This is a genomic window from Succiniclasticum ruminis DSM 9236, from assembly GCF_900112895.1.
In the GTDB taxonomy this organism is placed as follows: domain Bacteria; phylum Bacillota; class Negativicutes; order Acidaminococcales; family Acidaminococcaceae; genus Succiniclasticum; species Succiniclasticum ruminis.
The window spans coordinates 60887-66886 of sequence record NZ_FONL01000012.1; the positions used below are offsets into that span (position 1 = coordinate 60887).

General features: G+C 50.0%; 1 pseudogene. It reads left to right on the forward strand.

The features are described from left to right. Nucleotides 1-398: 398 nt before the first annotated feature. Nucleotides 399-6000: pseudogene (locus tag BM159_RS08770) on the forward strand (hypothetical protein); the annotation flags it as partial.

Sequence of the window (6000 nt, forward strand, 5' to 3'; positions counted from 1 at the left end):
ATTCTAATTACAGTACCGCAATCGGTTACTCTAACAGTGTTACCGGTTCGTACCAAACGGCTATTGGTAATTCTAATAATATTTATAATGCAAGTTCCAATAACTACGGTTCTAATAATAGTACAGCAATTGGTTCTAGTAACACTGTTTATGGGGGCCAAAATATTGCTATAGGTTCCGATAATGATATTAGAGGTAAGGATAATGTTAATACGAACAATAACGTTGCAATAGGGCAGTACGCTCATATTATTGGTGATTCTAACGGCAGTAACATTGCTATAGGCAGCTCAGCTTACATCACAGACTATTATTTATCTAATGGGAGCCCAACCACGACCACTAGTTTTGGCGATAGTTATTGGTCCGTCCAGTCACCAATTAGAGATAGTATAGCTATGGGAGCTTCCAGCTATGCATTGAGTTCCCGTGTTACGGCTGTCGGAAACTTTACCAGGGTTGTTGGACCAAACAGCAGTGCTTTTGGCTATGGCGCACAGATATATGGACAAAGGAACAATACCGCAATCGGGAACTATAGCTTGGCCGGTTTCCCATATGCAAAGAAATATGACGACCAGACTGGTCGTTATGTTAAGGATAGTCTTTACGGTGCTGATAACACTGCTGTAGGTTCTTATAGCATGGCAGGAAGCGGGTATAATAATGTTGCTATCGGAGCCAGAAGCAGGGCGGGTTATTGGTCCCAAGTCAGTTATGATGAAAGAATGGCAGCATTACAGGCTTCGGCTATGGAGCAGTATGGCGACTATGATGGTTACATGAATGAAGTCCAAAGGCGTGCCGGAGAGATTATTGACGCACAGATTAACGGCAACCCGCCTGAGGGTTATGACGAGTGGTCGGAAGAGCAGAAGGATAGTTACCGGAATTGGCAGATGAATCAGTATTTGTATTCTAGTCCATCACATGTCAATATGTATGATGGCAATACTGCTGAAGATACTGGCGGGTCCCGGATTATTAATGACATCCTGTTTGAGCAATGGCTGAAAATGAAAAATAATAATCAGATTCAATCTGATGATTACAGTACAGCAGTAGGTGTTGAAGCAAGCGCTGAAGGCGTCGGCCAGACTGCTATCGGCGGTCATGCACAAGCGCTCGGCTGGAGCAGCATGGCTGTGGGTCTCGGAAGTAAGTCCACAGGCGCATCCTCTATGGCTATAGGCGAGAGCTCCTTAGCAAGTGGTGATGCCAGTATGGCTATTGGCAATACTAGTGAGTCAAGAGGATATAAAACACTGGCGATCGGCCCCCAGACAAAAGCCTTCGGTGATGAAAGTATTGCTATCGGCTTAGGAAATTATGATAATACACAGACCTGGGGTTATCGTGCTACAGCTATCGGCATAAATGCCCATGCAGACACTTCGAGCGCAATTGCTATCGGTGACGGCGCGAAAATTGACTATGATGGGGCTGGTGCTGATATACTGCAGCGCCGTATCGCCATGAATGCGATTGCTGTGGGTCAAAACGCAAGGGCCGCGGCGCTGGATGGCACAGCAGTGGGCCGTAATACCAAGGCGATAATGCGTAATGCGACCGCTTACGGCAATAATGCCCACGCTAATGCCTGGAACTCCATCGCTATCGGCAATAAGGCGATTGCAGGTAAAGCGGAAAGAATTTATTTGGAAAAAAAGAATGAGAAAGGTGATGTTATCGGCTATGAGGTTCTTCCTACCGTAAAAGTTACTGATGACGACGGGCTGAAATATGTTACTCAAGGTGCTGAGTTCGGCGACTCTGCAGTTGCCATCGGTAACCGTGCAAAGGCGATTAAAGAATACACCACTGCAGTCGGCGCAGGAACTAACGCAGAAGGCTGGCATGCGGTGGCAGTAGGCGATTCCAACCAGGCAACAGGTAAATTCAGTACTGCCATCGGCGCAGGCTGGTCAGAGAACTATACTCCTGGCGAAGAGAACGACGATGGTTCGAGTGCAGACAAGGATAGTATAAACACGGAAGGAGATCGTATCTATACAGCAATGGGTGCAAACCAGGCTGGCGGGGATTACAGCACCGCGGTCGGCTATATGAACCAGACGGTAGGTACCCAGAGCACCGCACTCGGCAAAGATAACGCGATTTCCGGTTTAAGTTCCCTTGGTATTGGGGCGGGCAATGAAGTGGGCGCCGTGGATAAAGGAGATAACGGCGTGCTGTCCGCAGACCAGGAGAACACCGTGTCCGGTTATGCGGTAGGTTCCTATAATAAAATTACCGGTACGGAAGACAGCAATGCCGGCGCCTTCGGCGCAAACAATACAGTTGCCGGAGAAAACGGTTATGCAGTAGGTAACAGCAACGCCATTAATGAGGGCGCTGTTACTTCGTTTGTAGCGGGTAACAATAACATCATTGATGCGGACGCCGCTAATTCGTTTGTAGTAGCTAACAACGTTAAGGCAACAAAAGAGCAAACAGTCGTTGTGGGTCATCACAATATCAGCGATAAAGAGCAGGTCTTCGGCAAAAACAGTATATCCATTGGTACCGATGCGCAAGCTTCTGAGTTAAGCGCGGTAGCAGTCGGCGCCAATGCTACAGTCACAGAAACCACAATCGGCGGCGTGGCACTCGGCAGCGACTCTGTGGCTGACCGGCGGGCCGGCTGGAGAGGCGAAAATCCGTTAGGTGTTCCGACAAAAGACGATGAAGGGCATTCGATTCTTGGAACTCCGGCCTGGACCAGCACGGCAAGCGCTGTATCCGTCGGTGGCGGAACCGTTGCCAAAACAAATAAAAATGGCGAGTATATTGATGTATCAGGCCAGGTAGTAGAGACGGCAGACAAGGCGGCACAGGTTATAGCTACCCGCCAGATTACCAATGTGGCAGCGGGCACGGAAGATACCGACGCTGTGAATATGGCACAGCTGAAAGGCTTTGCGGCGCATTATTACAGTGTCAATACGGATCCGACAGAAGAGGGCGATACTCCTGAAGCTCCGGACAGCAACTTCAATAACGATGGTGCAATAGGAGCCGAAGCCATCGCGGCAGGTTTCTACAGCACCGCTATCGGCAAGGAATCTTCTGCGCTGGGCAACAAGACTCTGGCAACTGGTAGGAAGTCCGTGGCATCCGGCTACAAGTCAACCGCCGCTGGTGAAGAATCCATTTCGCTCGGTCATGAAGCAGTATCCGGCGCGCTGGTTAAGTTCAGCACAACAGGTGAAGGTACAGACATCCATTATGCCTCGGAAATCATCAAGGGCGGCGAGCATAACGAATACATCTTCCTCCCCGGAGAAACCGATGGCAATAAGATAGTCGTCGCGTATAATACCAATCCCGAACATTTGGGCTACTATAAGGCGAATCCTGACGGCAATGGTGGTTACGTCGCCGACCCCGATACAGTGCTCGATAAAAATGAAGTTGAAAAAGTTCTGAACATGGGCGGTATCTCCATAGGTTCCTATGCCCATGCGGAAGGAAACAGGTCCCTGGCTGTTGGGCGCGCGACCGGCGCGTATGACAAGAACAGCGCTGCAATGGGCATCGCTTCTATGGCGATGGGCCATGGCGGCCTGGCCATCGGTCATAATGCATCGGCGGGCGCGTTGGTTGATACAGAATTGGAGGATGACGGCACTTACTCTGCCCATGTGATTCTGGAAAACGGCAGTCCGGTTGCCAGTGGAGGGGTCGGCGGCATTACCATCGGTTCCTTTGCCCATGCATTAGGCAACAAGGCAATTTCCGTAGGGCGTGCCTCCGGCGCTTATGATGAGGACAGTATGGCTTTAGGCCTGTATGCCAATGCTTATGGGAAAGGCTCACAGGCTATTGGTCATAATGCAACGGTCGGGGCGCAGGTAAAAATAGAACATGACGAAACTACCGATACTTATACAACGACGCTGATTCGCGACGATAAGGGAGAAAGCATGAAGCGCACGAACGTAAGCGGTGAGGTTGCGAAAGAAGGAGATGACCTTTCCTTTGGCGGCGTTGCCATCGGCTCCTATTCCCATACGGCAGGAAACAGGGCCTTAGCTGTAGGGCGCGCGTCCGGTGCGTATGGCGAGAACAGTACGGCAATGGGCATCTATTCCAATGCGATGGGACAGGGTTCCATTGCGCTGGGGCATGGCACATCTACAGGAGTCAAAGCTGAAATTGTTCCGAGCGGAGAGGAGGGAACTGCTGAATATGCAGACGGTTTATGGACCACGAAACTGGACACTGACTCGACGGGCAATCCGATCAGCAATGGGAATGACGGCGGCATTGCCATCGGTTCCTATGCCCATACGGAAGGTACCCGCGCTATGGCAATAGGCCGTGTTTCCGGTGCTTACGGAACGAACAGTACAGTCGTAGGTCTGCATTCCAACGCCTATGGTGAAGGTTCTATGGCTTTCGGTCATGGCGTAACGGCAGGCGACAAGGATACTCCATATGCATCACAGATTAAAGATCTCCATAATAATCCGAATTTATCTTACGATTTGGACGGGAATGACGATTATGGCATCAATCCGGACAATGTAGTAGGCGCCGTTGCCATCGGTTCCTACGCCGAAGCAACAGCCCGTGGCACGCTGTCTGTAGGCCGTTACTCAAAGGCGCAGTCCGCTTACAGTACCGCGATGGGTATCCGTGCAGAAGTTGCTAAAGGCGCTAAAAATGGCATCGCCATTGGCCGTGAGGTAACGGTCGGAACAGACGATGGTGGGGAGAACTCTGTAGCCATCGGCAAGCAGTCTACTGTTACTGGATCAAACAGTATCGCCATCGGTACTGGGCATGTGGTTGTAGGTAACAAGTCCGGCGCCTTCGGTGACCCGAATAAAGTAAACGGGGATAGTTCTTATATCCTCGGTAATAATAGTGAGATTGGAACCATAACTTCGAGTGGTACGACAGGCGGCGAGACAAATGCAGACATCGCTGTAAATAATGCATTCATTATTGGTAATGATAGCAAGATCGCTGACAAAGATGCCGAAGGCGGACTGGTATTTGGATCTGGCGCCCAGGTAAGCAAAGAGAACGGGGTTGCGCTGGGGAACAATACCAATGTTACCCTTGCCGATTCGGTAGCGCTTGGCAGCGATGCACTGGCAGGCGAAAAGAGGGGGTATGAAAAGCCTGCGGATAATGATGTAGTAGTTGGAAACCTGACATACAGTTCCAGCCGGTTTGCCGGAACGGGCGGAGAAGTTATCGGTACGGTCAGCGTAGGCGATGAAGGAAAAGTACGTACCATTACAAATGTAGCCGCAGGACGTATAACGGCAGACAGCACCGACGCTATCAACGGTTCCCAGTTATATGCTGCCTACGATCAATTGCCCTGGAAGGTCGGGATTGGCAAGGATGGCGGCACGAACGGCAAGGATGATGCAGGGGCTCTTGAGCAGTCTGTCGTGTGGAAACAGGATGAGAAAAACGACAGGAGCAATGTGAAATTCATTGCGGGCAAGGGTATTGATATTTCCAAGGCCGATATAGAGAACGGTTACGGCGTGAAGGTAAGCAGCAAGTTTGAAAGCGCAACCGTCGAAGATGGTAAGATTACACAAATCACCTATGACGGCGATACGTATGACATTGCCAGCGAAGATACGGATACGACGTACAGTTATACCGATACGACGGAAAATGCCAAGAAAGACGATGCGTCCGTAGTACAGCAGATAACCGTTACAGAGAACAAGCCTGACGGAACGACGGAAGAAGTGGCAAAATTCACTGATACGGATACCCATAACGGTCTGAAGAACGATGAGAACCAGGTAACGTATGTTGATGGTGAAGGCAGCGTAACCATCACCGACCAGGATGGCAATACAACTAAGATTACCGGCATTAAGCTTGGAACCGACACGGATACGCACAACGGTCTGAAGAACGATGAGAATACGGTGGTTTACAATGAAAATGGCGAAGGTAGTGTAACCATCACCGATCAGGACGGTAACACCACTACCATCAATAACATTGTAAATACCACGT